Consider the following 24,592-nt stretch of genomic DNA (forward strand, 5'->3'; position numbering starts at 1 on the left):
AAATTGAAACGCGAAAAAGGCGGTGCCAGGGCACCGCCTTTTAAAAACGCATTACTTCTGGTTTTGCGTATTCGAAAGACTCCAGACATAGGAAGCCAGCACGGCAATTTGCGCCTCCGTCAACTTCTCTTTCTGGGCAGGCATCTCATTGTGCTTGCCGTTGTTGACGATGTTGACGATTGCCGCCTCACCCCAGCCATGCAGCCAGATGTCATCGGTCAGGTTAGGAGCTCCCAGCGCGGGGTTGCCCTTGCCGTCCATGCCGTGACAAGCCGCACAGGCCACGAATTTGGACTTGCCCTGCGAAGCCTTGACGGCATCGTGAGGGCTGCCCGACAGGCTCAGCACATAGTGCGCCACATTGCGCACATCCTCCGCCGAGCCCACGGCTGCCGCCATGGGCGGCATCATGCCGATACGGCCGTTGGTGATGGTCTCCCTGATCTTCTCGGGAGATCCGCCATGCAACCAGTCGCCGTCCGCCAGATTCGGGAAGGACTTGCTGCCGCGAGCGTCAGAGCCGTGGCATTGCGCACAGTTGTTCATGAACAGACGCTCGCCAATGGCCATGGCCTGAGGGTCCTTGGCCATTTCTTCGGTAGGCATACTGGTGAACTTGGCATACAGAGGCTCCAGATCTGCCTTGGCCTTGGCCATTTCCTTGTCGTAGGCGCCGGTCTGGCTCCAGTCCAGCTTGCCGCCGAAGCCGCCCAGACCTGGGTAGACCACAAGATAGCCCAGGCTGAAAACCACGGTGATCACGAACAGACCCATCCACCACTTGGGCATGGGGTTGTTGAGTTCACGCAGGTCTTCGTCCCAGACATGGCCTGTGGTGTTGTCGCCCGAGGGCACGACCTTCTTGCGGGCCACCAGAATCAGCAGCAGCAAGCAGCCAAAGATGCCGATCAGCGTAATCGCCGCGACATACACCGACCAGAAATTGTTAATGAAATCGCTCATGGGATGTTCTCGTTGTGGTGATCAGACTCAGTCTTCCAGGAATGGAACCTGAGCTGCCTCGTCAAAACGGGCCTGGTTGCGGCGGGCATACGCCCACCACCAGATGCCCACGAAACACGCCAGCGATGCCAGCGTGGCCACGATACGCATGGTGGTGATATCCATTTCCAGCCCTTTCTCTCTTACTTGACGGCGCGACCAAGGACCTGCAGATAGGCAATCACTGCCTCCATCTCTGTCTTGTCCTTGACCTCGGCCTGAGCACCGGCGATTTCCGCATCGGTGTACGGCACGCCCACCTTGCGCAGCGCGCTCATGCGCGTTGCCACGGCCGTGTCATCCACCTTGTTGGCTTCCAGCCAGGGGTAAGCAGGCATGTTGGACTCGGGCACCACGTCACGCGGGTTGTTCAGGTGGATGCGATGCCATTCGTCGCTGTACTTGCCGCCCACGCGATGCAGGTCGGGGCCGGTACGTTTGGAGCCCCACTGGAAGGGGTGGTCGTAGACGAACTCGCCAGCCACCGAGTAGTGGCCGTAGCGCATGGTCTCGGCGCGGAAGGGACGGATCATCTGCGAGTGGCAGTTGTAGCAACCCTCGCGCAGATAGACGTCGCGCCCCATCAGCTGCAACGGTGTGTAGGGCTTGAGACCCGCCACGGCTTCGGTCGTGGACTTCTGGAAGAACAGCGGCACGATTTCCACCAGGCCGCCAATGGTCAGCACGAACAGCGTCAGCGCGATCAGCAAAAAGTTGCTGGTCTCGATCTTCTCGTGCGAAAAGCTCTTGGGAGCTGCGTTATTTTGATCAGACATTGCTTTTGCTCCTCAATGCTCAGGCGTGAGCCACCACGGCAGGCACTGCCACCTTGACGGAACGGCCGGCCATTGCGGTCTTCCAGGTGTTCCATGCCATCACCAGCATGCCGCCCAGATACAGCAGACCGCCAGTCACGCGAATCACATAGAAGGGATAGGTCGCCTTCACGCTTTCCACGAAGGTGTAGGTCAGCGTGCCGTCGGGGTTGACAGCGCGCCACATCAGGCCCTGCATCACACCGGCAATCCACATTGCTGCGATGTACAGCACGATGCCGATGGTCGCCATCCAGAAGTGCAGCTCGATCGCGGGCACGGAGTGCATCTTCTCGCGGCCGAACAGACGGGGGATCAGGTAGTACAGAGAGCCCATGGTGATCAGACCCACCCAGCCCAGAGCGCCGGAGTGCACGTGGCCCACGGTCCAATCGGTGTAGTGGCTCAGCGCGTTCACGGTCTTGATGGCCATCATCGGGCCTTCGAAGGTGGACATGCCGTAGAACGACAGGGACACGATCAGGAAACGCAGGATGGGATCGTCGCGCAGCTTGTGCCAGGCACCCGACAGCGTCATGATGCCGTTGATCATGCCGCCCCAGCTGGGAGCCAGCAGGATCAGCGAAAACACCATGCCCACGGACTGAGTCCAGTCAGGCAAAGCGGTGTAGTGCAGGTGGTGAGGACCCGCCCACATGTACGTGAAGATCAGCGCCCAGAAGTGCACGATCGACAGGCGATACGAATACACGGGACGGCCCGCCTGCTTGGGGATGAAGTAATACATCATGCCCAGGAAGCCGGCGGTCAGGAAGAAGCCCACGGCATTGTGCCCGTACCACCACTGAACCATCGCGTCCTGCACGCCGGCGTATGCCGAGTAGCTCTTCATCCAGCCGGCGGGGATGGAAATATTGTTGACGATGTGCAGCAGGGCCACGGCCAGAATGAAAGCACCGAAGAACCAGTTGGCCACATAGATGTGCTTGACCTTGCGGATACCGATAGTGCCGAAGAACACGATGGCATAGGACACCCAGGTCACGGCAATCAGCAAGTCCAGAGGCCATTCCAGCTCGGCGTATTCCTTGCCCTGGGTGTAACCCAGAGGCAGGCTGATGGCTGCGCCGACGATAACCAGTTGCCAGGCCCAGAAAGTCAGGCTAGCCAACTTGGGCATGAACAGCTTGGTCTGGCAGGTGCGTTGCACCACGTAGTAGCTGGTCGCGAACAGCGCCGAGCCACCAAAAGCGAAGATCACGGCATTGGTATGCAGCGGACGCAGACGTCCGTAGCTCAGCCATGGAATGCCGAAGTTGAGTTCCGGCCAGGCCAGCTGGGACGCGATAAACACGCCCACCGCCATACCTACCACCCCCCATACCACGGCCATGATAGAGAACTGTCTTACGACGGTGTCGTCGTAATAGACAGCATTGTTATTTGTTGCTTCCATCGGGCACCTCTTAGATATCTTGCAAAGTGTTCATTGGTTTCTGGTCGGACTCGTTGAGCCACATCAATCGTCGCGAAGAATGCGCTCGCCTTCTTGTTCCACGCTCTCGAACTGGCCCCGGTACACGGCCCACCACAGGGCAGCCACAATGGCCATGACCAAAACAACCGACAGCGGAATCAATACATACAAAATGTCCATCAATGGCCTCCTTGAGTCAGTGGCATGACGGTGCCCCGCGGCGCAAGGTGCGCGGCGGGGGCGGACGCGTTGCTATCGGCTGCCTGCAGCGGCAACGCACGTGCAAGACGGGCTGCGTTGGCGACGACCAGCAAGGAGCTCAGCGCCATGCCGAGCCCTGCCAGCCAGGCAGGCATCCAGCCCACGAGGGCCAGAGGAATAGAGATCGCGTTATAGGCTGCTGCCCAGCCCAGGTTCTGGCGCACCACGGACAGGGTCCGTCGGGCCAGCAACAGGCTTTGCAACACTAACTCCAGGCTGTCTCCCAGTACCACGAAGTCTGCTCGCGATTGTGCCAGCGGCACTGCTTTACCAAAAGCAAAAGAGACATGCGCTCCGGCTAAAACTGGGCCGTCATTCAGGCCGTCGCCCACCATGGCAACCTTATGCCCTGCAGCCTGTGCCGCCTGCATGGCGGCCAGCTTGTCCTGCGGTTTGCAGTCGCCCTGCGCCTGCTCTATGCCCAGCTTGGCGGCCACGGTTTGCACCGCTGCAGAGCGGTCACCCGAGAGCAGTTGCACCGTCACGCCTTGCTGCCTGAGGTCGGCAATGACCTGGGCCGCTTCGGGGCGCACGTCCTCGCTCAGATGGAACTGCGCCAGGGGCAGCCAGCCATCTTGCGATTCCTCGGCCAACACCACGCTCTGCCCTGGCTCATGCGGTGCCAACTCGGGTACGCCGCAATGCGCGGCCGAGCCCAGACGAAGATGGCGGCGCAAGGCGGTATTGCTGCGCGCCTGCACCCAGACATCGAGGCCGCTGCCAGCGATTTCCTGGACGGAATCCAGCAGCCATGCGCTGGCAGGCAATTCGGCCACCTCGGCCGCCTGCGCCAGTGCCTTGGAAGCAGGATGCATGGACTGGCGCGCCAGCAAGGCGGCCAGCGCCAGCAGCTCATCAGTATTTTGACCTTCAGCAGGTGTCAGCGCGCGCAGCACCAGGCCGTCGCGCGTCAGCGTTCCGGTCTTGTCGAACACCAGCGTATCCACGGCGGCCAGCGCCTCCAACCCCTGCAGATTGCGCACCAGCACGCCGCTGCGAGCCAAGGTGCCGGCCGCCGTCAGCATGGCCACGGGCGTGGCCAGCGAAAGCGCACAGGGACAGGTGACGATGAGCACGGCCACGGCCACCATCATGGCCTTGCCCGGGTCGGCGGGCCACCACCAGATGGCGGCGGCCAGCGCCGCCAGCAGCACCACGACGAGAAAAGGCCGGGCCACCTTGTCGGCCAACTGGGCCAGGGTTGGCTTTTGCAGCGAAGCGCTTTCCATCAGATTCACGATCTGCGCAAAGCGGGTGCCCTCACCCACGCTGTCCACTCTCACCTCGACAACACTGTCCAGGTTGTAGCTGCCGGCGGTGACTGCATCGCCTTGTGCGCGCAAAACAGGCGTGGACTCGCCAGTCAGAAGCGCCTCATCGGCATGGGTGGTGCCGCGCAGAATCCGGCCGTCTGCGGGGAAAGCCTCGCCTGTGAGCACACGCACCACATCACCCACACGCAGACGGCGCGTGGCCACACGCACGAACTCTCCCGAGTCAGGCTGCTGACGCAGCACCGAATCCGGCAGCCGGTTCATCACTGCTTCCAATGCACCGGCCGTGCGGTCGCGCAGGCGCAGCTCCAACCAGCGTCCTGTAAGCAGGAAGAAGACAAACATGGTCAGCGAGTCGAAGAAGACTTCCTGACCGAAAGGACCGGAGGGATCAAAAGTGCCCAGCGTGCTGATGACAAAGGTGATCAACATGCCCAGGGCCACGGGCAGGTCCATGCTCACGCGGCGCTGGGTGATGTCCTTGAGCGCGCTCTTGAAGAACGGGCCGCAACAAAACAGCACCACGGGCAGAGAAATCACCCAGGATGCCCAGCGCAGCAAGGTCTCCATCTCCAGCGACAGGTCGCCGGGCCGCGCCGTGTAGGCTGGCCATGCATACATCATCACCTGCATCATGCACAGGCCGGCCACCAGCCAGCGCCACAGGGCACGGCGCGTCTCGGCCTGGCGCAGCTCGCGCGCAAACGCGTCGCGCGCGGGCAAGGCGCGATAGCCGGCACGCGACACGGCCTCCATCCATTGCGATGGAAGCACCTGGGCAGGACGCCACTCGACACGGGCTCGGCGCGTTGCGGCACTGACTTCGGCTGCCTGCACTCCGGGGACAGCCCGAAGCGCCTCCTCGATGGTCAGCGCACATGCAGCACAGTGCATGCCCTCCAGAACCACAAAGGAATCCCACACCGGGGAATCGGTTGCATTCTCGGAGATTGGGGCCTTGGAGCTCTGGCCGGCGGGGCGACCAAACGAGCTCCATTCTTGCGGATCGTCCAGCAGATGACTGTGCATCTGGGACAAGTTCAGGAAACCGGTGTCAGCAACAGCATGCTCTGCCGCGGAAGGCTGGACAGTAGTGTGTTGGGACATGTTTCAAGCGTAACGACGCCAGATGATACCCACCTTGACATTAATCAACCGTTAACTGCCCAATCGACATATGCTTGTATTTACAACGCATGCAACCTAAGGAGAAAGCTATGTACAACCGCATTTTGATTGCTACCGACGGCACCGAACTCTCAGACAAGGCTGTGCATGCAGGCCTGGATCTGGCCGCTTTGTGCGGCGCCAGCGTGATTGCGCTCAAGGTTGTCTCGCACTATCCGCGCAGCTATCTGGAAGGCAGCGACTTGCTGGACATCAAGGAGGCCAAGCGCATTGAGGAGCAATGGACCAATCAGGCCCAGACCCTGCTGAACGGCGTCAAAGCCTTTGGCCATGAGCGCAAGGTCAATGTCACGACCGAAATCGCCCACTCAGACCTGGTGGCCGAGTCGATTGTGGAGATGGCCAAAAAGCATGATTGCGACCTGATCGTCATGGCTTCGCACGGTCGCAAGGGTCTGCAGCGCCTGCTGCTGGGCAGCGAAACCCAGCATGTGCTGACGCACTCACCGGTGCCGGTACTGGTGCTGCGCTGATCGGATCCCCCTGAGCCGCTTAGCGGCTTCCCTTGAGGGGACGGCATCTGTACTGGGGGACGGCCCTCGCCGGGCGCCCCTTGCTGGACTTGCCCCTGATATCCAGTGACACAGGCCGCTCAGGGGCCGCCGTTTGCCACTCACAAATTAAAAGCAGCTTGCGTACAAGCTGCTTTATTTTTGGATCGATTCAATGCTGAATCCGTCTTGCAAGCTGCGCAATCAGCTCACTTTTCAGGAGTCAAGTCAAAAGACAAGCGCCTGAAACGCAGCCAATACTGCAGCCAAAAACCAACGCCTGGCGTCCGCTTCGACCGGCTTCAGGAGAACTCTTGCTGATACTGGTCGCGCAGCAGCTTCTTCTGGACCTTGCCCATGGTGTTGCGCGGCAGGCTGTCCACCACATAGCAGCGCTTGGGCACCTTGAAATTGGCCAGCCTGGCTTTGAGCGACTCCAGAATCTTCAGCCCATCGAGCTGCGCGCCCTTGCGCGGCACGATGACGGCAACGCCGACCTCGCCAAAGTCCGGGTGAGGCACGCCCACCAGGGCGCTTTCGTCCACGCCGGGAAGATCGTTGATGAAGCCCTCCACCTCGGCCGGATAGACGTTGTAGCCGCCCGAGATGATCAAGTCCTTGCTGCGCCCCACAATGCTGAAATAGCCGCGCTCGTCCTGCATGCCCACATCGCCGGTCTTGAACCAGCCGTCGGCCGTGAACTCCTCTGCCGTCTTCTCGGGCATGCGCCAGTAGCCCTTGAAGACGTTGGGGCCCTGCACCTCGATATTGCCGATCTCGCCTGCGGGCAGGGCTTTGCCGTCATCGCCATGAATGCGCACGCCCACGCCAGGCAGGGGAAAGCCCACGGTTGCGCCGCGGCGCTCGGCCTCGTTGCCGTAGCGCGCATCGGCCTGATAAGGGTTGGAGGTCAGCATGATGGTCTCGCTCATGCCATAGCGCTCCAGGATGGTGTGACCGGTACGCGTCTTCCAGGCGCGGAAGGTCTCGATCAGCATGGGAGCCGATCCCGAGATGAACAGACGCATGTGCGCGGCCATGTCGCGGTCCAGCCTGGCATCGGCCAGCATGCGCACATAAAGGGTTGGTACCCCCATGAAGACGGTCGCATCCTTGAAGCGCGCCATGACGGCCTCGGGCTCGAAGCGGGCAAACCAGATCATGGGACTGCCGTTGAGCAGCGCCCCGTGAATGGCGACAAACAGGCCATGCACATGGAAGATGGGCAGCGCGTGAATCAGCACATCGCCTTCCTGCCAGCCCCAGTACACCTTGAGCATGGCCGCATTGCTCAGCAGATTGCCGTGGCTGAGCATGGCGCCCTTGCTGCGCCCCGTGGTGCCGCTGGTGTAGAGAATCGCCGCCAGATCGTCGGCGCGACGTGGCACGACCTGATGCTCGTCGCTGTGGTGGGCCGCACGCTCCAGCAAGCTGCCCGTGCGATCGGTTCCCAGGGTGTAGACATGGCCCACGCCGTGGTTGAAGGCAATCTTGGACACCCAGCCAAAACAGCCGGGGGCGCACACCACCACGGCCGGCTCGGCATTGGTGATGAAGTACTCCATCTCGGCGCTCTGGTAGGCGGTGTTCAGCGGCAGGAACACATGGCCGCTGCGCAGCGTGGCCAGGTAGAGCATCATGGCTTCGACCGACTTTTCCACCTGCACCGCAATGCGGCTGCCTTCGGGCAGATCCAGCGAGGCCAGCAGATTGGCCATGCGTGCACTGCCCTGCTCCAGATCGGCCCAGGTGTAGTAGAGGCTGGAGCCATCGGGCTCGATGGCCTCCACGGCGATTTTCGTCAGATCCGCAGGAAACGCAGCGCGCAGCGCGCTGAAAAGATTGGCTTGAGGCATGTCGGTCATCGTGATGCTGTCGAACTCGGAAACGGTGAAAGCAAAAGGTCCACGGCCATCATAGGCCCTGCCCTGGCCTGGCCGGTGGCGCCAGGCACTGAAAAAATCACTTCTTCAAAATGGGGCGCCGGCAAAGGGCGCCCCGCAAGGCAGCCAGCGGGCTCAGGAGTCAATCTTCACATTCGCCGCCTTGACCACATGGGCCCAGCGCTGGATCTCGCTTTGCACCATGGCGGCAAACTGCGGCTGGCTCAGCTGGCCGTAATCGGCGCCGTTCTTGGCCCAGGCAGCCTTGATGTCCTCGGCGGCTCCGATCTTGCGCACCTCGTCCAGCATCTGCTGCTGCACGGCGGCAGGCGTGCCCTTGGGCGCCCATAGTCCATACCAGGTGGTGACGGTGAAATCCGGCAGGCCGCACTCGGCCGCGCTGGGCACATCGGGGAAGGCGGGATTGCGCTTGGCGCCCGCCACCATCAAGGCCTTGATGCGGCCGCCCTTGATATGCTGGGCCGATGAGCCCAGGCCATCGAACAGCATGTCCACATTGCCGGCGATCAGGTCCTGCAGCGCAGGGCCCGCACCCTTGTAGGGAATATGGGTGATCTGGGTCTTGGTCTGCAGCTTGAACAACTCGCCCGCCAGATGGTGCGAGGAACCCGGCCCTGCCGAGGCATAGTTGTACTTGCCGGGGTTGGCACGCAGATCCTGTACAAGAGCCTGCAAGCTGGCATGCGTCACCTTCTTGGGATTGACCACCACGACTTGCGGCACGCTGGCCAGCAGCGCCAGCGGGATGAAGTCGCGCTCCAGATCGTATTCGAGCTTGGGGTAGACCGATGGCGCAATCACATGGTGGGTGCCGCCCATGAAGAAGTTGTAGCCGTCGGGTGCGGCCTTGGCCGCAATGCTGGCGCCCAGCGTGCCGCCCGCGCCACCGCGGTTGTCTATCACCAGGGTCTTGCCCGAGGTCTTGGCGAACTGGGCAGAAAAAGGCCTGGCAAAGGTGTCGGTGCCGCCGCCGGCAGGAAAAGGCACGATCAGATTGACAGGCCTGCTCGGCCACTCCGATGCCTGGGCCATGCCCGTCCAGCCCGATGCCCCAGCCGCCAGCAGCGCCCCCGTCGCCCCCAGCAGTGTGCGCCGCTGCAAACCCACGCTCTTTTCCCAAGAATCCTGCATCTATGTCTCCTCTGCGCGCCTGGTCAGCAGGCATCGCTGCAGCCAGGCTTGTGGTTGGAAGACGCAGCAGCAAAAGCCGGCTCAGGCCGGGCGCAGCGCGAGTCGCGATGCACTCAACCCTTGCACAGCGATTCGATCTCCGAGGAAACGGGAATCTTGCTCTGCGCCAACAGGCTTCGGTGCTTGTCCAGGCGCTTGAGGTCATACAGATAGTTGACCATCAGCCCCATGGATTGCTTGAGCCCCTTGGACGACAGGTCTGCCGCCCAGTTCAGGCGCTCCACGCGCGCACCGTTGCCAAGGTGAAAGCGTGCCACGGCATCCAGCGGACGCCCCTTGGCAGTTTCCCGACCCAGATAGCGCGCGGCGCAAAACATGGCGGCCTGACGCACCACCGATTTCTCCGGCAGCGAGCCCGGATCGTCCAGCGCGGCCAGCAATTGCGCAGCGCTCACTCCGCCGGCGACTTTTTCCAGGGCTGCCTTTTGCTTGTCGTCGAGCTCCGCCAGCGCCGCATCGCCGTTCTTGCTCAGCCAGCTGCGCAGTCCCGGAATCGGCGACAGCGTGGCGAACTGCTTGAGCTTGGGAAACTCCTGGGTGAGCGTCTCCACCACATGCTTGATGAGCGAATCGCCGAAGCTCACGCCCTTGAGTCCGGTCTGGGTGTTGCTGATGGAATAGAAGATGGCGGTGTTGGCCTTGGCCAGATCGGCAGCCGCCGCGGCCTCGTCCAGCAACGGAGCCATGCTGCCTGCCATCTTGTCCAGCAGTGCCACCTCCACAAAGATCAGCGGCACATTGGGCATGCGCGGGTGAAAGAACCCATAGCAGCGGCGGTCGCTGTCGAGGCGATTCTTCAGATCGGCCCAGCTGCGGATGTCGTGCACAGCCTCGTACTTGATCAGCTTTTCGAGCAGCGATGCGGGCGAATCCCAGTTCAGGCTTCTGAGCTCCAGCAAGGCCACATCGAACCAGCTGGAAAACAGATGCTCCAGCTCGGCGTCCAGCGCCACATAGTGCTGCTCCGCCTTGGGCAAGGCCAGCAACTCGGCGCGCATGTCGACCAGAAAGCCCATGCCGCCCTTGGGCTGGGCAAAACGCTGCAGCAGCCGCGTGCGCGACGAAACCAGGGCACGGCGCAGGCTCATCTCGGCCTCGCTGCGCTCCACATCGCTGCCCGCCTTGTCGTAGCGCTCGCGGGCCGCCTGCAGGGCCTTGGCATCGGGGCCGAACTTTTCGATCGCCAGCAGCCAGAAGTCCTTGCGTGCGGCCAGATCGGCCTTGGCATACCAATCCATCAGCAGCTGCGCGTGACGGCCGCCCTCCACGTCGCTGAGCGCGGTATCCGCCACCTGCTGCATGTCCAGCAGCAAGCGGCGCAGCTCGCGCGGCGACAGCGCCTCCTCCCCACGACGCAAGGTGGCCTCCAGACGTTGCGCCAGCGGACGATGCTGGGCGTCGCCCTTCTCGCCCTCGGCACCGCGCACCCACAGCTTGGTTTGCTCAATCCACTCGGCTGCCCACCCCATATGCATCTCCTTGTTCCAGCACCATCATGCTCTCATTGAAGAAGCAGATACCGCAATTGCAGTAACGCTTTCAGCCATTATGTGCAGTTTTTCAGCCTCGTACACCACACCATGAAAAACGCAGACCGAAGTCTGCGTTTTTCAGGATTCGGCCTTCAGGCCGTAGTCCGCTGAACTGCGTAGGCCTGGCGCTTGCCGCACCACACCCACATGAGCACACCGGCCACGATCATGGGAATGCACAGCCACTGCCCCATGCTCATGCCCAGCGAGAGAATGCCCAGAAAGTCGTCGGGCTCGCGGAAGTACTCTGCGATGAAGCGGAAGGCCCCATAGCCGATCAGAAAAACCGCCGCGACCTGGCCGGGCTTGCGCTCCTTGCGCGCGTAAAGCCACAGGATGATGAACAGCAGCAGCCCTTCCATCAGGAACTGATAGATCTGCGAGGGATGACGCGGCAGCATGGAGCCGCTTTGCGGAAACACCATGGCCCAGGGCAGATCCGCACTCGCAAAACGCCCCCAGAGCTCGCCGTTGATGAAGTTGCCGATGCGGCCCGCAGCCAGCCCTGTGGGCACGCAGGGCGCCACAAAATCTGCGACTTCCAACCAGTTGCGCTTGCGCGAGCGCGCAAACCAGATCATGGAGCCGATGACGCCCAGCAGGCCGCCGTGAAAGCTCATGCCACCCTGCCAGACGGCAAGAATCTCCAGCGGATGCGAGAGGTAGTAACCGGGCTTGTAGAACAGACAGTAGCCGATGCGCCCGCCCACGACCACGCCCAGCACGCCGAGAAAGAGAATGTCCTCCACATCCTTGCGCGCCCAGGCACGCTCGCCCGTCATGTATTTGAATGGAGGGTGGTGCAGTCGGCGCGTGCCCAGAAACAGGAACAGACCAAAGGCCACCAGATAGGTAATGCCATACCAGTGCACGGCCAGCGGGCCAATCTGCACGGCTACAGGATCAATGTGCGGATACATCAGCATGTCAGGCATTGTGCCGCAGGCCGATGACGTTTCTGCAAAACTGCATGCTCCGAGAACGTTGCAGAGCCTCATTCACCGGCTCAAAGCCCCCTGATGCGAAAAACCTCGACCTGGCATCCTGCTGCATCCGGCGTCAACGGCGCTCTTTCAAGTGTCAATGCGGCTTGTCCACCGCCAGGCCCTGCTCGCGCACGGTCTGACGCACGACCTTGGCGGTCTCATCCATCATGGTGCTCAATCGCTGCGGTGTGCCGCCCAATACCTGCACGCCCATGGTCTGCAACCGCTCCTGCACGGCAGGATCCTGCAAGGCCGCGTTGGCAGCGCCGTTGAGCCTGGTCACGACGGCCTGCGGCGTTCCTGCCGGAGCAACGATGCCGAACCAGGTGATGGCCAGATCGTTGAGCGCAGGGTGGCCCAACTCCCTGAACGTGGGCACCTGCGGCAGGGTCGGCAAGCGCTCCTGCGCGGCCACGGCGAACGGAACCAGGCGGCCCGCAGCCACATGCGGAGCCGACGAAGGGTATTGATCGCTGAGCACCTGGGTCTCGCCCGACAGCGCGCCGCTGATCACCGGCCCCTGCCCCTTGTAGGGAATATGGTGCAGCTTGAGCTTGAGATCGGCATTGAGGCGCTCGGCAATCAGATGCCCGATGGAGCCGATTCCGGCCGATCCGATATTGAACTGACCCGGCTTGCTGCGCGCAAGAGTGAGGAACTGGGCATAGTTCTGCACACCCATATTGGGATGCACGGAAAACACCGACGGAATGGACGCCAGTGCAACCACCGGTACAAAGGCCTTGGCAGGATCTATGCGTGCCGACTGGGGCAGCATGACGGGATTGACCACCAGCGTGCTGATGGTGCCCAGGCCTATGGTGTAGCCGTCAGGCGCCGCATTGGCCACGGCCTCGGCCCCGATGAAGCCGCTGGCGCCGGACCGGTTGTCGACCACCACGGGCTGACCCAGGGTTGTGTGCATGGCATCGGCAACCAGGCGCGCCACGATATCGGTGGAGCCTCCGGGCGTGAAAGGGACCACCAGACGCACGGGACGCTGCGGGTAACGCCCTTCTGCAGCCTGCGCCGTCAATGCCCCCAGCAAGGCCAGCAGCCCTGCTGTCTTCAACAAGAAGGAGGGGCGAACAGCGAAAGACATGGAGATCACTTTCTGGCAAGACAATAAAAACAGCCGCGCGACTTGCATCGAGCGGCTGTGGGATTGTCCGTCAGCAGGCAAAGTCCGCGCTGACGAAATGACGAAACAAACGTAACTTAATCGTCGAGCAGCGACAGATCTCGCACGGCGCCGGTATCGGCGCTGGTCACCAGCTTGGCATAGGCCTTGAGGGCCGCAGAGATCTTGCGGGGACGGGCCTGGGCAGGCTTCCAGCCCTTGGCATTCTGCGCTTCACGGCGGCGGGCCAGCTCTTCGTCGCTGACCAGCATATTGATGCTGCGGTTGGGAATGTCGATGCGGATGATGTCGCCGTTCTGCACCAGGCCAATCGCGCCGCCGGCTGCCGCTTCGGGAGAGCAGTGACCGATGGACAGGCCGGAGGTACCGCCCGAGAAGCGGCCGTCCGTCAGCAGCGCACAGGCCTTGCCCAGGCCCTTGGACTTGATGTAGCTGGTGGGGTAGAGCATTTCCTGCATGCCGGGGCCGCCCTTGGGGCCTTCGTAGCGCACGATGACCACATCGCCTGCCTTGACCTTGTCGGCCAGGATGTTGGCCACGGCCTCGTCCTGCGACTCGACCACATGGGCAGGGCCTTCGAAGACCAGGATCGACTCGTCCACGCCTGCGGACTTCACCACGCAGCCGTCCAGCGCGATGTTGCCGCGCAGCACGGCCAAGCCGCCCTCCTTGCTGAAAGCGTGCTCGTAGCTGCGGATGCAGCCTTCGGCACGGTCCAGGTCCAGGCTGGGCCAGCGGGTGTTCTGGCTGAACGCCACCTGCGTGGGAATGCCAGCGGGGCCGGCCATGTAGAAGTGGCGCACGGCCTCGTCCTGCGTGCGCATGATGTCCCACTGCTCCAGCGCATCCTTCATGGTCTTGGCATGCACCGTGGGCACATCGGTGTGCAGCTTGCCGGCGCGGTCCAGCTCGCCCAGGATGGCCATGATGCCGCCAGCGCGGTGCACGTCTTCGATGTGGTACTTGGGCGTGTTGGGTGCCACCTTGCACAGCTGGGGCACGACGCGCGAGAGGCGGTCGATGTCGGCCATGGTGAAGTCGATACCCGCTTCCTGGGCGATGGCCAGCAGGTGCAGGATGGTATTGGTGGAGCCGCCCATGGCGATGTCCAGCGTGATGCAGTTCTCGAAGGCCTTGAAGCCCACGGAGCGCGGCAGCACGCTGTCGTTGTCGTTGTCGTAGTAGTCGCGGGCCAGCTCGACGATGCGGCGGCCAGCGCGCAGGAACAGCTCTTCGCGGTCGGCATGCGTGGCCACCACGGTGCCATTGCCGGGCAGGGACAGGCCCAGCGCTTCGGTCAGGCAGTTCATCGAATTGGCGGTGAACATGCCCGAGCAGGAACCGCAGGTCGGGCAGGCGGAGCGCTCCACCTCGGCCACTTCGGCATCGGAATAGCGCTGATCGGCCGCGATCACCATGGCGTCCACCAGGTCCAGCTTCTTGAACTCTATGGTCTTGGTTTCGGGGTTGGCCAGCTTGGTCTTGCCGGCTTCCATGGGGCCGCCGGAAACAAAGATCACCGGAATGTTCAGGCGCATCGCGGCCATCAGCATGCCGGGGGTGATCTTGTCGCAGTTGGAGATGCACACCAGCGCATCGGCGCAATGGGCATTGACCATGTACTCGACCGAGTCCGCGATCAGGTCGCGGCTGGGCAGCGAATACAGCATGCCGTCATGGCCCATGGCGATGCCATCGTCCACGGCGATGGTGTTGAACTCCTTGGCCACGCCGCCGGCCTTTTCGATCTCGCGCGCGACCAGTTGCCCCAGATCCTTCAGATGCACATGACCGGGCACGAACTGGGTGAAGGAGTTGGCAATCGCAATGATGGGCTTGTCGAAATCGCCATCTTTCATGCCGGTGGCACGCCACAGGGCGCGCGCACCGGCCATGTTGCGGCCGCCAGTGGAGGTTTTGGAACGGTATGCGGGCATGGGGTTCGCTATAAGACGTTATCGGGAAATGATTCTTTGGATTATGGCCCAGCACTGCAAGGCAGCGATGCCTAGCCCATGGCGGGCTGTCAGGCAAAACAATCACAAGACATCGTCAATCACGATGCCTGATTCACTGCTCAACGACGTCGCTGGCCCGGTGCCATGGCCTGCTTCTGACGTTCGATACGCTCTTTCTTGCGCTGGTCCATCTTCTCCATGGCCTTGCGCTTGGTATAGCCCGAAGCATCGGCCCAGGCCCACCAGGCGGCAGCCGCCCCATAAACGCCCAGAATCGGCCACCAACTCCAGCCTGCGACAGGCCCGATCTGAGCCAGCTTGAGCAGCGACAACACGATCGCCAAACCTAACAGATACATACATCCCCTTTTTTGTTGATTTTCCAGAACACAGAGTGCACTGGAGAGTACACAAGCCAAGCACTACAATGCGCTAAAAGATCAACTTTAACCCCGCACCCTGGGAACTCATGATGAAGCAATTTCTGATCGCTTTCGCCCTTTCCGCCGCTGCCGTGGCCCCTGCCATGGCCGATCAGGCCCTGGCGCAGTCCAAGAACTGCATGGCCTGCCACGCTGTTGACAAGAAGCTGGTTGGTCCCGCATTCAAGGATGTGGCCGCCAAGTATGCAGGCCAGAAGGACGCCGCCGACAAGCTGGCTGCCAAGGTCATCAAGGGCGGCTCCGGCGTGTGGGGCCCCGTGCCCATGCCCGCCAATCCCCAGGTGAACGACGCCGATGCCAAGAAGCTGGTGGCCTGGATTCTGACGCAGAAGTAAATCGACTGCTTCTCAACGGCGCGAGACAGGGCCGTTATCAAAAACCGCATGGCTCCCATGCGGTTTTTTGTTTCTGAAGCTACCGCGACTCAGCGGATCGCCCTGCTCTTCCATCAGCCCTACGGCACCAGGATTCCAGACTTCGCTCCGCACCCGTGAGGTCAGCATCTGCAACACTTGACTGCTGCAACTCGGCAGCAACTCGGCCCGTGGCTCGTGCAGCGACGAATCAATACCGCAGCCGTTGCAATGCAGACTGTCAGGCAGCAGCGTGCAATAAAAAAGGCCCCGAAGGGCCTTTTTGGATTCACAGCCTAGGCCTGTGAATTACGCATCACGCGAAGCACGCTTGCGGTCGTGTTCCTTCAGGTGACGCTTGCGCACGCGCAGGCTGGTGGGGGTGATTTCCAGCAGCTCGTCGTCTTCGATGAATTCCACGCCGTACTCCAGCGACAGCTCGATGGGAGGCGTGATCTTGATCGCGTCTTCCTTGCCGGAAACACGGAAGTTGGTCAGCTGCTTGGTACGCGTGGCGTTCACCACCAGGTCGTTGTCGCGGCTGTGGATGCCGATGATCATACCTTCGTACACGGGGTCGCCGGCCTTCACGAACATGCGGCCACGGTCGTCCAGCTTGCCCAGGGCGTAGGTGAAGATTTCACCATCGTCCATGGAGATCAGCACGCCGTTCTTGCGGCCGCCGATGTCGCCCTTATGGGGTTCGTAGCTGTCGAAGATGTTGGCGATCAGGCCGGAACCACGTGTCAGGTTCAGGAATTCGTTGGTGAAACCGATCAGGCCACGGGCAGGAATACGGTATTCCAGACGGACGCGACCGCGGCCATCGGGTTCCATGTTCACCAGCTCGCCCTTGCGCTCGCCCAGTGCCTGCATCACGCCGCCCTGGTGGCCTTCTTCGATGTCGGCAGTCACCAGCTCGATGGGCTCGTGCTTTTCACCGTCGATCATCTGCATCACGACGCGGGGCTTGGACACTGCCAGCTCGTAGCCTTCGCGGCGCATTTCTTCCAGCAAGATGGTCAGGTGCAGTTCACCACGGCCGGAGACTTCAAAGATACCGTCTTCGTCGGTTTCCTTGACGCGCAGAGCCACGTTGGAGCGCAGTTCCTTTTGCAGACGGTCCCAGATCTGGCGGCTGGTCACGAACTTGCCTTCACGACCTGCCAGGGGCGAGGTGTTCACGCAGAAGTTCATGGTCAGCGTGGGCTCGTCAATCTTCAGCATGGGCAGAGGCTGAGGATTGGCGGGATCGGTGACGGTCTCGCCGATACCGATGTTTTCGATACCGCTGATCAGCACGATCTCGGAAGGACCAGCTTCGGTGGCCTGCACGCGATCGATACCCTGGAAGGTATGCACCTGGTTGATCTTGCCGCTGTAGCTCTTGCCGTCAGGACCGGCCATCACGGCCACTTGCTGACCGGGCTTGAGCGTACCCTGGGTGATGCGGCCCACGCCGATACGACCCACGAAGGTGGAATAGTCCAGAGCGGAGACCTGCAGTTGCAGGGGAGCGCTGGCATCGCCCTGCACGGAAGGCACATGGTCGAGGATGGTATCGAACAGGGCGGACATGTCCTCACCCCACTTGGCACCGGGCTCGCCCTCTTCCTTGGACGACCAGCCGTTGATGCCGGAGGCGTAGACCACGGGGAAGTCCAGTTGCTCGTCGGTGGCGCCCAGCTTGTCGAACAGGTCGAAAGCGGCGTTGATCACCTTGTCGGGGTTGGCACCGGGCTTGTCCACCTTGTTCACCACCACGATGGGGCGCAGACCCAGGGCCAGAGCCTTCTTGGTCACGAAGCGCGTCTGGGGCATGGGGCCTTCCTGCGCATCGATCAGCAGCACCACGCCGTCGACCATGGACAGGGCACGTTCCACTTCGCCGCCGAAGTCCGCGTGACCGGGCGTGTCGAGAATGTTGATGTGGGTGTCCTTCCAGGACACGGCACAGTTCTTGGCCAGAATGGTGATGCCGCGCTCACGTTCGATGGCATGGTTGTCCATCACGGTGTCGACGACTTTTTCGTGCTCGGCAAAAGTGCCGGACTGGCGCAGCAGCTGGTCCACCATGGTGGTCTTACCGTGGTCAACGTGCGCGATGATCGCAATGTTGCGGATTTGTTTGCTCATAATGTTTCCAAAATGCCGCTTGCTTGTGGACGCGGCGTTCCTTCCAAAATTTGTTGAATTTCTAGCGGACTGAGCAGGCGCTCGGGAATCAATTCCCCGCTCGCCACACGGCCTACCCCTAAAAGGGCATGCGGGCGCTCACCATACACCGCCACGGCCGGGGCATCCGCCCAAGACCCTCGACGGCGCAAGCCTGATAGAAAGCGACCTGCATCCTGTTCACCCAAGGTGACGACGGCATGACGATGCAGCAGGGTATCCACAGGCTGGACCTGCGCGATGCGCTCTTCATCGTTCATGGCTTCCAGCGCCTCCAGCGTCACGCAGCGCGACACCTCAAGACCGCCGGTTTCCACACGGCGCAGAAAACGCAAGTGGGCGCCACAGCCCAAGGCCTCGCCCACGTCTTCGCCCAATGTGCGGATGTAAGTGCCCTTGCTGCAGCTCACTCTCATCTTGACGGCCGGATGCCCCTGATCGTCCTGCACCAGCGTCAGCTCCAATGCATGAATGGTGACATCTCGTGCGGGGCGCTCCACTTCCACGCCCGCACGGGCATATTCATAGAGTGCCTTGCCGTCCTTCTTCAGCGCACTGTGCATGGGCGGCACCTGCTTGATATCGCCCGTGAACTGGGCTTGCACCTGCGCCAGGCGCTCGGGCGTGATGGCGGCCAGATCCACGGCACGCTCCAGCACCACATCGCCCTCGGCATCGGCCGTGGTTGTGGTCTGGCCCAGGCGGGCAATGGCTTCGTAGGTTTTCTCGGCTTCGAGCTGAAGCTGACTGAATTTGGTGGCAGCGCCGAAACACAGCGGCAGCACGCCACTGGCCAGCGGATCAAGCGTGCCTGTATGCCCGGCCTTTTCGGCACGTAGCAGCCACTTGACCTTCTGCAAGATATCGTTGCTGGACCAGCCCAGCGGTTTATCGAGCAGCAACACCCCATGCACAGGGCGCCGCTGCACCCGGGTGCGAGGGGCGTTCATGTGCTTATTCCTGTTCGGGTCCGCGCGACGCCACAGCCTTGGCGATCAAGGCGTTCATGTCGGCAGCGCGCTCTGTAGTGCGGTCGTAGACGAAATGCAGCGTGGGCACGGTATGAATGTGCAGACGCTTGAACAGGCCGTTGCGCAGAAAGCCTGCGGCCTGATTGAGTGCTGCCAGCGTCACTTCGGGATCGCCGACGAGCACGCTGAAGAACACCTTGGCGTGGGCATAGTCAGGAGTCACCTCCACGCCTTGCAGCGTGACCATGCCGACGCGCGGGTCCTTCAACTCGCGGGCGATCAGCTCCGACAGATCACGCTGGATCTGGTCGGAAACTTTGAAGCTGCGGTTGGGAGCAGCAGATTTGCGTTTGGTTGCCATGAATAAAAAAGGAGCTATTTGCGCTTGCTTCACAAGGAGTTCAAGGCATTTTCAGCCTCAAACCCTTGCAGAGCAGGCGCTAGCAGCTATTGCTTTTACAGCGTACGAGCGATTTCCTTGATCTCGAAGACTTCCAGCACGTCGCCTTCCTTGATGTCGTTGTAGTTGCGCAGCTTGATACCGCACTCGAAGCCTTCCTTGACTTCCTTGACATCGTCCTTCATGCGGCGCAGCGACTCGATCTCGCCCGTGTAGATGACCACGTTGTCGCGCAGCAGACGGAAGTGTGCATTGCGGGTGACGTGACCTTGCGTGATGTACGAGCCGGCAATGGTGCCGATCTTCGTTGCCACGAACACGGTACGGATCTCGGCCATACCGATGATCTCTTCGCGCTTCTCGGGAGCCAGCATGCCGGACATCGCAGCCTTCACTTCATCCACGGCATCGTAGATGATGTTGTAGTAGCGAACGTCGACATCGTTGCCTTCAGCGGTCTTGCGGGCCTGAGCATCCGCACGCACGTTGAAGCCGATGATGATGGCCTTGGAAGCCAGCGCCAGGTTGACGTCGGACTCGGAGATACCGCCCACGCCGGAGTACACCAGCTGAACCTTGATCTCGTCGGTGGACAGCTTGAGCAGCGAGGCTGCCAGAGCTTCCTGCGAGCCTTGCATGTCGGCCTTGATGATGATGGGCAGGGTCTGCACATCGCCAGCGGACATTTCGGCGAACATGTTTTCCAGCTTCGCAGCCTGCTGCTTGGCCAGCTTGGTGTTGCGGAACTTGCCGGCGCGGTAGGTCGCGATTTCACGGGCACGGCGTTCGTCGCTCAGCACCATGAAGTCGTCACCCGCCTGGGGCACTTCGTTCAGACCCTGAATCTCTACAGGGATGGAAGGACCGGCTTCCTTGGTCTGCTTGCCGTCTTCGTCGAGCATGGCTCGCACGCGACCATAGGTCTGGCCCGCCAGCACCACGTCGCCGACCTTCAGCGTACCGGACTGCACCAGCACCGTAGCCACGGTACCGCGACCCTTGTCCAGCTGGGCTTCGATCACGATACCCTTGGCTGCGGCGTCCACGGGCGCCTTGAGTTCCAGCACTTCGGCCTGCAGCAGCACTTGCTCCAGCAGCTCGTCGATGCCCTGGCCGGTCTTGGAGGACACGGCCACGAAGGGAGAGTCGCCGCCGTATTCTTCGGGCAGCACCTCTTCCACGACCAGCTCCTGCTTGACGCGATCGGGGTTGGCTTCGGGCTTGTCGGCCTTGGTGATGGCCACCACGATGGGAACACCAGCCGCCTTGGCGTGCTTGATGGCTTCCTTGGTCTGGGGCATGACGCCGTCGTCGGCAGCGGCCACCAGAATCACGATGTCGGTGGACTTGGCACCGCGAGCACGCATGGCCGTGAAGGCCTCGTGACCGGGAGTGTCCAGGAAGGTGATGATGCCGCGAGGCGTCTTCACATGGTAGGCACCGATGTGCTGAGTGATGCCGCCGGCTTCGCCCGACGCCACCTTGGTGCGACGGATGTAGTCCAGCAGCGAGGTCTTGCCGTGGTCCACGTGACCCATGACGGTCACCACGGGAGCGCGCGGCAGTTGCTCGGCTTCGGAGTTGGAGACTTCCTCGGCGGTGAAGGCCTCGGGATCGTCCAGTGCTGCCACCTTGGCGGTGTGACCCATTTCTTCCACCACGATCATGGCGGTGTCCTGGTCCAGCGGCTGGTTGATGGTGACCATCTGGCCCATCTTCATCAGAACCTTGATGACCTCGGATGCCTTGATGGCCATCTTGTGAGCCAGTTCGGCCACGGTGATGGTCTCGGGCACCGAAATCTCCAGCTGACGGAACTCGGGAGCCTGCTGCTGTTGCTGCTCGTGACGATCATTGCCACGACGGCCGCCCTTGGGACCACCGCGCCAGTTGGAACGGCCAGCCACGCCGCCGGAGCTGTCGCCACGGGTCTTGATTTCCTTCTTCTTGCCGGCGTCGTTGGACCAGCTCGAAGACAGCTTGGCGGACTTAACTTCCTTGCCTGGACGGGCGCCGCCGCCGGCATTGGCCGCGCCAGCGCTGCCTGCAGGCTTGTTGCCATCCTTGGCGGCAACAGGCTTCTTGGCATCGGCGGCAACCGGAGCAGCCTTCTTGGGCTCCTCGGGCTTCTTGGCGACCAGCACCTTCTTGGGTGCAGCCATCATGGCGCGGATGGCTTCCGCTTCGGCCAGGGCCTTGCGGCGGCGCTCATCCAGATCCTTGGCGCGGCTGGCTTCTTCAGCAGCCTTGGCCTGGGATTCGGCTTCCGCCTTGGCGCGTGCCTCGGCCTGGGCCGCAGCACGTGCGGCAGCGCCTGCGGCGTGCTCGCGCTTTTCTTCTTCCTTTGCCGCCTTGGCTTCAGCCACCTTGGCGACTTCTGCGGCTGCATAGGCTGCAGCACGTTCCTCGGCTTCGCGCTCGCGGCGCTCGCGCTCTTCGCGCTCTTGACGTTCCTTGGCCAATTGTTCTTCCTGATGGCTCAACAGCTCGGCCTCGCGGCGAGCATCTTCTTCACGGCGTACCAGCTCTTGACTAGCGGCACGCTCCTGCACAGCCTTAGCCATGCTTTCCGCATTGGCCTGAGCCTCGGCGGGAGTGTCTTCCCGCTTCACGAAAGTGCGCTTCTTGCGCACTTCCACCTGAATCGTACGGGCACGGCCCGATGAATCCGCCTGCTTGATTTCGCTGGTGGACTTCTTGGTCAGCGTGATCTTCTTGGCACCGCTGCCATGGCTTGCCTGCAGGTGAGACAGCAAGCGCTGCTTGTCACCTTCGGTCAGCGCGTCAGCCGCATTGGCCTTGTCAACCCCAGCGGCCTTGAGCTGCTGCAGCAAGGTATCAGGGGTCGTGTTGCGCTCTTTCGCAAATTCTGCAACCGTATTACTCGACATAAATGCTCTGTACCTCCCTGACCTTACTCTTGCCCATCGGTAAACCAGTGCTCACGCGCCTTCATGATCAAGGCCTTGGCTTCTTCGGCAGTCTGACCGGTGATTTCGGTCAGCTCGTCGATCGCCAGGTCGGCCAGATCGTCACGGGTGTGCACATCAGCTTGCGCCAGCTTGTCCAGCAGCTCGGCAGTCATGCCGTCCAGAGACACCAGATCCTCGGATGCCTTGCTCACATTTTCTTCGCGAGCAATTTCCTGACTCAGCAGTGCATCCTTGGCGCGGCTACGCAGCTCGTTCACCGTCTCTTCGTCGAAGGATTCGATTTCGAGCATTTCCTGCAGCGGCACATAGGCCACTTCTTCCAGGGTCTCGAAACCTTCTTCGATCAGGATGTTGGCGATTTCCTCGTCCACATCCAGCTTTTCCATGAACAGCTTGCGCGAGACAGCCGACTCGTCGGCCTGCTTCTGGGCAGACTCTGCAGCGTCCATGATGTTGATCTTCCAGCCTGTCAGCTCGGAGGCCAGACGCACGTTCTGACCGCCGCGACCGATGGCGATGGCCAGATTTTCCTCGTCCACCACCACGTCCATGGCGTGCTTTTCCTCATCCACAACGATGGAAGAGACATTGGCAGGAGCCAGGGCACCGATCACGAACTGGGCGGGGTCTTCGGACCACAGCACGATATCCACACGCTCGCCGGCCAGTTCGTTGGTCACGGCATTCACGCGGGTGCCGCGCACGCCGACGCAGGTGCCGATGGGGTCCACGCGCTTGTCGTGGCTGAGCACGGCGATCTTGGCACGAGAGCCGGCGTCACGGGCGCAGCTCTTGATCTCCAGCAGGCCTTGCTCGATCTCGGGCACTTCATTGCGGAACAATTCCACCATGAATTCGGGAGCCGAGCGCGACAGCAGGATGGGAGCGCCGCGCAGGGTGGCATCGACTTCCATGATCATGGCGCGCACACGGTCGCCATTGCGCAGATTTTCCTTGGGGATCATCTCGCCGCGCTTGAGTCGGCCTTCCACACGGCCGGATTCGACAATGATGTCGCCCTTGTCCATGCGCTTGACGGTACCGGTGAAAATCTTCTCGCCACGGGCCAGGAATTCGTTGAGCAGCATTTCGCGCTCGGCGTCGCGAATCTTCTGCAGGATGACCTGCTTGGCAGCCATGGCACCGATACGGCCGATGGGCAGCGACTCGATCTGCTCTTCAATGAACTCACCAATTTGAATGCCGGGCACGCGGTCTTCCGCATCCATCAGCATTTCTTCGGCGTCGGGGTTCTGCAGACCGGCATCGTCAGACACCACCACCCAGCGGCGGAAGGTGTCGTAGTCGCCGCTTTCGCGATCGATGGACACGCGGATGTCTACTTCACCTTGGTACAGCTTCTTGGTGGCCTGTGCCAGTGCGGATTCCACGGCACCAAAAACCACATCGCGTTCCACGTTCTTTTCACGCGAAATGGCTTCAACCAACATCAACAGTTCGCGATTCATGCGACGACTCTCCTATTTCAATCACACAAAGAGGATTTGCATGCGACCTCTTTGCCCCAAAAGATTCAAACGCTTCAGCTGCCTCATTCGGGCTTGGCTGCGCGTCCTTTGAAATTCACAATCGGTGCCAGACGAGCTTCGCGCAACTCGTCAAGCGTAAAGCCCATCGCGTTCAACGGCGCTGGCTCACGCTTCTTGCTGACGCGCACGCCCGGCTTGGGAGGCGGCTCATCGCTCCAGACGATCTGCCAGCCACCTTCTTCAGTCCGCTCCAGCGTGCCACGAAATTTTTTGCGGTTTGCATTGATCTTGTCGCCACCCGCAGCCCCGATGGGAGCCTTGAGCGTCAGATCCACCTCCGAGCCTTCAAAGCGGATGAAGTCCTGCTCATGGCGCAGCAAACGATCAATGCCTGGAGAAGAGACCTCCAGGCGGGCGTAGTCCGCACCATCGACTTCCAGCGCAAACTGAAGCTGGCGCGTGACCTTTTCGCAGTCTTCCACTGTCACGAACTGCTCGGGCAGCTCAGGCGCACCTTCCTCCGGCGCCTGCCAAGGCAAATCAATCGTGATGCGCAGCAGGCCGCCGGCCGAGCGCTCGATTTCAACCAGGTCATAGCCCAGACCTGTGACGGTTTGTTCAACGATTTGCTGTAGTGCCACGTGTA

21 protein-coding genes are annotated in these 24,592 nt (G+C 61.6%); 2 read left to right on the forward strand and 19 right to left on the reverse strand.

The genetic code is table 11. The features are described from left to right. Positions 1-51: 51 nt before the first annotated feature. From ccoP to V8Z78_RS02560, 6 genes are all read right to left on the reverse strand, one after another. Positions 52-963 carry a cytochrome-c oxidase, cbb3-type subunit III gene (gene ccoP / locus V8Z78_RS02535; RefSeq protein ID WP_003063126.1) on the reverse strand — a complete coding sequence of 304 codons (912 nt, stop codon included), beginning with the start codon at positions 961-963 and terminating at the stop codon, positions 52-54. A 27-nt stretch (positions 964-990) separates the two neighbouring features. After that, entirely contained in the window at positions 991-1,128 is a 138-nt protein-coding gene (locus tag V8Z78_RS02540) for a cbb3-type cytochrome oxidase subunit 3 (RefSeq protein WP_003063128.1), read from the reverse strand. Positions 1,129-1,145: 17 nt separating this feature from the next. After that, complete coding sequence (gene ccoO, locus V8Z78_RS02545; RefSeq protein WP_003063130.1) at positions 1,146-1,778, reverse strand: cytochrome-c oxidase, cbb3-type subunit II; 633 nt, start codon at positions 1,776-1,778, stop codon at positions 1,146-1,148. A gap of 19 nt (positions 1,779-1,797) precedes the next feature. After that, a complete protein-coding gene (ccoN, locus tag V8Z78_RS02550) occupies positions 1,798-3,234 on the reverse strand; it encodes a cytochrome-c oxidase, cbb3-type subunit I (protein WP_034351806.1) in 1,437 nt (478 codons plus the stop codon). Between the two features lie 63 nt (positions 3,235-3,297). Further along, the gene (ccoS, locus tag V8Z78_RS02555) at positions 3,298-3,435 is read right to left on the reverse strand and encodes a cbb3-type cytochrome oxidase assembly protein CcoS (protein ID WP_003056328.1); all 138 of its coding nucleotides are present in this window, start codon (positions 3,433-3,435) and stop codon (positions 3,298-3,300) included. Further along, positions 3,435-5,819 carry a heavy metal translocating P-type ATPase gene (locus V8Z78_RS02560; RefSeq protein ID WP_349730970.1) on the reverse strand — a complete coding sequence of 795 codons (2,385 nt, stop codon included), beginning with the start codon at positions 5,817-5,819 and terminating at the stop codon, positions 3,435-3,437. The genes ccoS and V8Z78_RS02560 overlap by 1 nt, the downstream gene beginning before the upstream one ends. 188 nt (positions 5,820-6,007) lie before the next feature. On the opposite strand from V8Z78_RS02560, the gene V8Z78_RS02565 reads away from it, so the two are divergent. Next, positions 6,008-6,451, forward strand: coding sequence for a universal stress protein (locus V8Z78_RS02565; RefSeq protein ID WP_003063135.1), 444 nt, complete (start codon positions 6,008-6,010; stop codon positions 6,449-6,451). 320 nt (positions 6,452-6,771) lie between these two features. Here the strand turns inward: V8Z78_RS02565 and V8Z78_RS02570 are convergent, their stop codons facing one another. The 7 genes from V8Z78_RS02570 to V8Z78_RS02600 form a co-directional block, all read right to left on the reverse strand. Then, the gene (locus V8Z78_RS02570) at positions 6,772-8,325 is read right to left on the reverse strand and encodes a malonate--CoA ligase (protein WP_034361621.1); all 1,554 of its coding nucleotides are present in this window, start codon (positions 8,323-8,325) and stop codon (positions 6,772-6,774) included. 162 nt (positions 8,326-8,487) lie between these two features. Next, the gene (locus V8Z78_RS02575; RefSeq protein WP_003063139.1) at positions 8,488-9,504 is read right to left on the reverse strand and encodes a Bug family tripartite tricarboxylate transporter substrate binding protein; all 1,017 of its coding nucleotides are present in this window, start codon (positions 9,502-9,504) and stop codon (positions 8,488-8,490) included. Between the two features lie 113 nt (positions 9,505-9,617). Then, positions 9,618-11,033 carry a malonyl-CoA decarboxylase gene (locus tag V8Z78_RS02580; protein ID WP_134737291.1) on the reverse strand — a complete coding sequence of 472 codons (1,416 nt, stop codon included), beginning with the start codon at positions 11,031-11,033 and terminating at the stop codon, positions 9,618-9,620. 155 nt (positions 11,034-11,188) lie between these two features. Then, a complete protein-coding gene (gene lgt / locus V8Z78_RS02585) occupies positions 11,189-12,031 on the reverse strand; it encodes a prolipoprotein diacylglyceryl transferase (protein WP_003080469.1) in 843 nt (280 codons plus the stop codon). A gap of 145 nt (positions 12,032-12,176) precedes the next feature. Further along, on the reverse strand, positions 12,177-13,184 hold the full coding sequence (locus V8Z78_RS02590) for a Bug family tripartite tricarboxylate transporter substrate binding protein (protein ID WP_349730839.1): 1,008 nt from the start codon (positions 13,182-13,184) through the stop codon (positions 12,177-12,179). A gap of 116 nt (positions 13,185-13,300) precedes the next feature. Further along, on the reverse strand, positions 13,301-15,160 hold the full coding sequence (gene ilvD / locus V8Z78_RS02595) for a dihydroxy-acid dehydratase (protein ID WP_349730840.1): 1,860 nt from the start codon (positions 15,158-15,160) through the stop codon (positions 13,301-13,303). A 140-nt stretch (positions 15,161-15,300) separates the two neighbouring features. Beyond that, complete coding sequence (locus tag V8Z78_RS02600) at positions 15,301-15,540, reverse strand: TIGR04438 family Trp-rich protein (RefSeq protein WP_003063147.1); 240 nt, start codon at positions 15,538-15,540, stop codon at positions 15,301-15,303. 113 nt (positions 15,541-15,653) lie between these two features. On the opposite strand from V8Z78_RS02600, the gene V8Z78_RS02605 reads away from it, so the two are divergent. Next, entirely contained in the window at positions 15,654-15,959 is a 306-nt protein-coding gene (locus V8Z78_RS02605; protein ID WP_003063149.1) for a c-type cytochrome, read from the forward strand. Between the two features lie 327 nt (positions 15,960-16,286). Here V8Z78_RS02605 and typA read toward each other — a convergent pair whose 3' ends face one another. From typA to rimP, 6 genes are all read right to left on the reverse strand, one after another. After that, complete coding sequence (typA, locus tag V8Z78_RS02610) at positions 16,287-18,113, reverse strand: translational GTPase TypA (protein ID WP_003063151.1); 1,827 nt, start codon at positions 18,111-18,113, stop codon at positions 16,287-16,289. Next, a complete protein-coding gene (truB, locus tag V8Z78_RS02615; RefSeq protein WP_003063153.1) occupies positions 18,110-19,102 on the reverse strand; it encodes a tRNA pseudouridine(55) synthase TruB in 993 nt (330 codons plus the stop codon). Before truB ends, typA begins: the two co-directional genes overlap by 4 nt. A gap of 4 nt (positions 19,103-19,106) precedes the next feature. Then, on the reverse strand, positions 19,107-19,484 hold the full coding sequence (rbfA, locus tag V8Z78_RS02620) for a 30S ribosome-binding factor RbfA (protein WP_003056352.1): 378 nt from the start codon (positions 19,482-19,484) through the stop codon (positions 19,107-19,109). 95 nt (positions 19,485-19,579) lie between these two features. Further along, on the reverse strand, positions 19,580-22,414 hold the full coding sequence (infB, locus tag V8Z78_RS02625; protein ID WP_012837914.1) for a translation initiation factor IF-2: 2,835 nt from the start codon (positions 22,412-22,414) through the stop codon (positions 19,580-19,582). 23 nt (positions 22,415-22,437) lie between these two features. Next, positions 22,438-23,925 carry a transcription termination factor NusA gene (nusA, locus tag V8Z78_RS02630; RefSeq protein ID WP_003063156.1) on the reverse strand — a complete coding sequence of 496 codons (1,488 nt, stop codon included), beginning with the start codon at positions 23,923-23,925 and terminating at the stop codon, positions 22,438-22,440. Between the two features lie 83 nt (positions 23,926-24,008). Next, positions 24,009-24,587, reverse strand: coding sequence for a ribosome maturation factor RimP (gene rimP / locus V8Z78_RS02635; protein ID WP_003080490.1), 579 nt, complete (start codon positions 24,585-24,587; stop codon positions 24,009-24,011). Positions 24,588-24,592 lie beyond the last annotated feature (5 nt).

It is taken from the genome of Comamonas sp. wu1-DMT, assembly GCF_040187805.1.
Taxonomy (GTDB): domain Bacteria; phylum Pseudomonadota; class Gammaproteobacteria; order Burkholderiales; family Burkholderiaceae_C; genus Comamonas; species Comamonas thiooxydans.

What these genes read in the sequence shown, in the direction of transcription:
- ccoP (WP_003063126.1), bottom strand. Translation starts at nt 963, where the DNA reads ATGAGCGATTTCATTAACAATTTCTGGTCGGTGTATGTCGCGGCGATT.
- V8Z78_RS02540 (WP_003063128.1), bottom strand. Translation starts at nt 1,128, where the DNA reads ATGGATATCACCACCATGCGTATCGTGGCCACGCTGGCATCGCTGGCG.
- ccoO (WP_003063130.1), bottom strand. Translation starts at nt 1,778, where the DNA reads ATGTCTGATCAAAATAACGCAGCTCCCAAGAGCTTTTCGCACGAGAAG.
- ccoN (WP_034351806.1), bottom strand. Translation starts at nt 3,234, where the DNA reads ATGGAAGCAACAAATAACAATGCTGTCTATTACGACGACACCGTCGTA.
- ccoS (WP_003056328.1), bottom strand. Translation starts at nt 3,435, where the DNA reads ATGGACATTTTGTATGTATTGATTCCGCTGTCGGTTGTTTTGGTCATG.
- V8Z78_RS02560 (WP_349730970.1), bottom strand. Translation starts at nt 5,819, where the DNA reads ATGCACAGTCATCTGCTGGACGATCCGCAAGAATGGAGCTCGTTTGGT.
- V8Z78_RS02565 (WP_003063135.1), top strand. Translation starts at nt 6,008, where the DNA reads ATGTACAACCGCATTTTGATTGCTACCGACGGCACCGAACTCTCAGAC.
- V8Z78_RS02570 (WP_034361621.1), bottom strand. Translation starts at nt 8,325, where the DNA reads ATGCCTCAAGCCAATCTTTTCAGCGCGCTGCGCGCTGCGTTTCCTGCG.
- V8Z78_RS02575 (WP_003063139.1), bottom strand. Translation starts at nt 9,504, where the DNA reads ATGCAGGATTCTTGGGAAAAGAGCGTGGGTTTGCAGCGGCGCACACTG.
- V8Z78_RS02580 (WP_134737291.1), bottom strand. Translation starts at nt 11,033, where the DNA reads ATGGGGTGGGCAGCCGAGTGGATTGAGCAAACCAAGCTGTGGGTGCGC.
- lgt (WP_003080469.1), bottom strand. Translation starts at nt 12,031, where the DNA reads ATGCCTGACATGCTGATGTATCCGCACATTGATCCTGTAGCCGTGCAG.
- V8Z78_RS02590 (WP_349730839.1), bottom strand. Translation starts at nt 13,184, where the DNA reads ATGTCTTTCGCTGTTCGCCCCTCCTTCTTGTTGAAGACAGCAGGGCTG.
- ilvD (WP_349730840.1), bottom strand. Translation starts at nt 15,160, where the DNA reads ATGCCCGCATACCGTTCCAAAACCTCCACTGGCGGCCGCAACATGGCC.
- V8Z78_RS02600 (WP_003063147.1), bottom strand. Translation starts at nt 15,540, where the DNA reads ATGTATCTGTTAGGTTTGGCGATCGTGTTGTCGCTGCTCAAGCTGGCT.
- V8Z78_RS02605 (WP_003063149.1), top strand. Translation starts at nt 15,654, where the DNA reads ATGAAGCAATTTCTGATCGCTTTCGCCCTTTCCGCCGCTGCCGTGGCC.
- typA (WP_003063151.1), bottom strand. Translation starts at nt 18,113, where the DNA reads ATGAGCAAACAAATCCGCAACATTGCGATCATCGCGCACGTTGACCAC.
- truB (WP_003063153.1), bottom strand. Translation starts at nt 19,102, where the DNA reads ATGAACGCCCCTCGCACCCGGGTGCAGCGGCGCCCTGTGCATGGGGTG.
- rbfA (WP_003056352.1), bottom strand. Translation starts at nt 19,484, where the DNA reads ATGGCAACCAAACGCAAATCTGCTGCTCCCAACCGCAGCTTCAAAGTT.
- infB (WP_012837914.1), bottom strand. Translation starts at nt 22,414, where the DNA reads ATGTCGAGTAATACGGTTGCAGAATTTGCGAAAGAGCGCAACACGACC.
- nusA (WP_003063156.1), bottom strand. Translation starts at nt 23,925, where the DNA reads ATGAATCGCGAACTGTTGATGTTGGTTGAAGCCATTTCGCGTGAAAAG.